Raw genomic sequence first — 3,756 nt, forward strand, 5'->3', positions numbered from 1 at the left:
CATTTCCGCCTTCGGGCTATTCCCCGTCCCGCGGCCCGTCGCCCGGCAAGCCGCGCGACAAGCGTGAGCGTGAGCGCGACCGCCAGGCTCGTCCGGCACCGCCGGCGTCGGCCGAGCGCCGCGGCCCGCCGCGCGAGCGCCAGCCCGAGCGCCACCGTGACTACGCGCGCGACGAAGCCGATGCCGACCAGCTGCGCGGCGCCTTCGAAGCACCCCGTGCGCCGCGCGCACAGCGCCGGCACGGCCTGAACGCCTGCCTGGCCATGTTCGCGCGCCGTCCGCAGGACCTGCGCAAGGTCTGGCTGCTTGAATCGCGCATCCACGCCCTCAACGCCGTGCTGGCGCACTGCGTGAAGCACCGCCTGGGCTATACGGTGGTGGCTGACGAAGACCTGCAGAAGCTTTCCGCCAGTGCCCACCACGAAGGCGTAGTGTTCGGCACCGTGCCCGCCGCCGAAGGCAACCTCTCGGACTGGCTGCAGGACCTCAAACCCGGCCCGCAGCTGGCGATCTGGCTCGACGGCGTGGGCAACCCGCACAACCTGGGCGCCATCCTGCGTTCCGCCGCGCACTTCGGCGTGGCGGGCCTGCTGCTGCCCAAGGAATCACCGCTGGCCCTGTCGGGCGCCGCCGCGCGCGTGGCCGAGGGCGGCGCCGAACAGGTGCCGCTGGTGCGCATGGGCCGCGCCGACAACAGCCTGGCCCAGCTGGCATCGGCCGGCTTCGGTGCGGTGGCGACGGTGGTGCGCGGCGGCAAGCCGCTGTACGGGGCCGCGCTGCCCGAGCGCATGCTGCTGGTGATGGGCGCCGAGCAGACCGGTATCGACCCGGCCCTGGCGCAGGCCGCCGCGCTGCGCCTGGCCATTCCCGGCACCGGCGCCGTGGACAGCCTCAACGTGGCCGCCGCCACGGCCGTGTTCCTGGGCGAATGGTGGCGCCAGCGCCACGCCTGAATCCTGGGTTCAGCGCGTACTTGGCATAATCGCCCCATGGACATTCGACCCCTGATGCGCGCCCTGGGCGCCTGTTTCCTCCTGCTGGCGCTGGCAACCGCGGCGGTGGCCGCGCCGCGCCCGCAGTACGACGTCACCTACACCGTGCAGTTCCTGCCGGCGTCCGACCAGGCCCAGGTCACCATCGCCCTGCGCCCGGACACCGGCCGGGTGACCCAGATGCGCCTGAGCATGCCCCAGGACCGCTACACCCAGGTCAGCGGCGACGGCAGCATCAGCCGCAAGGGCGGCACCGTCACCTGGGTGCCCCTGGCCGGCAAGCCTTCCAAGCTGCGCTATCGCTATCGGATCAGCAACGAGCGCGCGGGCGGCGGCTACGACGCCCGCATGACGACCGACTGGGTGATCGTGCGCGGCGACGACCTGGTGCCCAGCGCCCGCATCCGCGCCACCAAGGGTTCGGATTCCCGCGCGCGCCTGCGGTTCGTGCTGCCCAAGGGCTGGACCAACGTGGACACGCCCTTCGTGCGCAGCCGCGACGGCAAGTCGTTCGTGGTCACCAATCCCGAGCGCAACTTCGACCGCCCCATCGGCTGGGTGATCGCCGGCGCAGTCGGCACCCGGCGCGAGTTGCTCGACGGGATGGAGGTCAGCGTGGCCGGGCCCAAGGGCGACGTGATCCGCCGCAACGACATGCTGGCCTTCTTCAACGGCCTGGTGCCCGAGTTCAAGCGTGCGTTCGGGACGCTGCCGTCCAAGCTGCTGATCGTCAGCGCCGGCGACCCGATGTGGCGCGGCGGCCTGTCGGGTCCGCGCTCGCTGTTCCTGCACGCCGACCGTCCGCTGATCAGCGAGAACGGCACCAGCACGCTCACCCACGAACTCACCCACGTCATCACCCGCATCCGCGGCGCCGACGGCGACGACTGGATTGCCGAGGGCCTGGCCGAGTACTACTCGATCGAGCTGCTGCGGCGCGCCGACCTGCTCAGCGACGCGCGCGCCGACAAGGCCCAGGACTGGATGGCCAACCACGGCAAGCGGGTGAAGACGCTCACCCGCAATCGCTCCTACGGCCCGCGCACGGCGCGCGCAGTGCAGCTGTTCCGCGCGCTGGACGTCGAAGTGCGCCAGCGCACGAAGGGAAAGCGCAGCCTGGACGACGTGGTGCGCGCCCTGATCCCGCTGCGCGAGGTGTCGCGCGAAGACCTGCGCGAACAGGTCGAGAAACTCACCGGCGCGCCGTCGAAGGTGCTGGCGACGCCGCTGCTGGACTGACGCCCCCCAAGCCCATGGCTATTGGCGCCGTCATCGCTGTGACACCGGCGCCGATGCCCCCGGGCGCGTCGCGACGATCGGCTACTTTGCGGGATCAGCAGCAGTGGCAGGAGCCGTAGCGGCGGCCGGCGGCGGCGCGCTGCCGAAGTCAACCTCGGTTTCCGCCGCCAGGTACATCAGCGCCGCGTAGGCCGCCACCTGCTGGTCCAGCGCCTTGGGGTCGATCTTGTCCAGCGTGTCGTTGGCGGTGTGGTGGTAGTCGAAGTAGTCCATGCCGTCCTGCGCCAGCTGCGCCCAGGGCGCACCCAGCGCAACGATGGGGCCGACGTCCGGGCCCGGGCTGCCGCCCTGCGGTTCCGTGGCGATGCCCAGCGGCGCCAGCACCTGGCCGATGCGTTCGATCACCGGCCAGGCGGCCGGGTCCACGCCGGCGCGCAGCGCGTAGATGCGTCCGGCACCGAAGTCGCTTTCCGCACCCAGCTGGTGCGCCGCGACCAGGCCTTCGTCCGCGCGCGCCTGCGCGTAGGCCTTGCCGCCGTAAAGACCCTGTTCTTCGTTCGCGTACGCGATCACGCGCACCGTGCGGCGCGGCGCGCGATCAAGCTCGCCGATCAGAGCCCCGGCGGCGGCAGTGATGGCCACGCCGGCGCCGTCGTCGATGGCGCCGGTGCCCAGGTCCCAGGAATCGAGGTGGCCGCCCAGGGTCACCACTTCGTCGGGCAGTTCGCGGCCGCGGATCTCGCCGATCACGTTGTGCGAGGTGTACTCGCCGATGGTTTCGGCCGAGATGTCCAGGCGCAGGCTGACCGGCTTGCCGCGCGCGATCATGTGGCTGAGCAGGTCGGCGTCGGGATTGGACAGGGCCGCGGCCGGAATGCGCGGCACGTCGGGCAGGTAGCGCATGGTGCCGGTGTGGGCGAAGCGGTCGCTGCTGGTGCCGATGGAGCGGATCACCACGGCCAGCGCGCCCTTCTTCGCGGCCTCCACCGCGCCGTTGCTGCGCGCGCCCACGGCCGGGCCATAGCCGCGGCCGTCCTTGAAGCGGACCATGCGGTTGGACACGTAGGCGATCTTGCCGGCCAGGCTGGCTTCCGGCGCCGCCACCAGCGCGGCCAGGTCGGCGAACTCCACCACTTCGGCCTCCAGCGGTTTGGCGCCGGTGCCGACGCTGCCGCCCAGCGCGGTGATCACCAGCGGCTGCGGGAACGGCGACAGCACTTCGGCTTTTTCATGATGGCGCAGCCACACCGGGAAGGTCACCGGCTCGAGGTAAACCCTGTCGAAGCCCATCGCGGTGAACTTCGCCCGTGCCCACGCCACGGCGCGCGCATCGGCCGGTGTGCCGGCCATGCGCGGACCCACTTCGGTGGTCAGCGACTCCACCACCGCCCAGGCCTGGCTGCCGGCCATCGCGCGGTCGCGCAGGCCCTCGGCGGCGGCGATGGCGTCGGCGGGGGGGGCGGCGGGGGGGGGGGGGCCAGAGGCGCCCGGGGGGGGCGCGGGAGGGGGGGGGGGGGGGGGGGGG

At 72.4% G+C, this 3,756-nt stretch carries 3 protein-coding genes; 2 read left to right on the forward strand and 1 reads right to left on the reverse strand.

Annotated features, from left to right (window positions below):
- Together K0M70_RS05735 and K0M70_RS05740 are read left to right on the forward strand one after the other, a co-directional pair.
- Positions 1–953: TrmH family RNA methyltransferase (locus tag K0M70_RS05735; protein WP_290780466.1), on the forward strand; the 953-nt coding region annotated here is incomplete at its 5' end.
- 36 nt (positions 954–989) lie between these two features.
- Positions 990–2,231 (forward strand): hypothetical protein, encoded by a 1,242-nt coding sequence (locus K0M70_RS05740; RefSeq protein WP_290780469.1) that lies wholly within the window; start codon positions 990–992, stop codon positions 2,229–2,231.
- Between the two features lie 81 nt (positions 2,232–2,312).
- On the opposite strand, the gene K0M70_RS05745 is transcribed toward K0M70_RS05740, so the two are convergent.
- Positions 2,313–3,756: M28 family peptidase (locus tag K0M70_RS05745; RefSeq protein WP_290780471.1), on the reverse strand; the 1,444-nt coding region annotated here is incomplete at its 5' end.

The organism is Arenimonas sp., assembly GCF_019459675.1.
Lineage (GTDB): Bacteria > Pseudomonadota > Gammaproteobacteria > Xanthomonadales > Xanthomonadaceae > Arenimonas.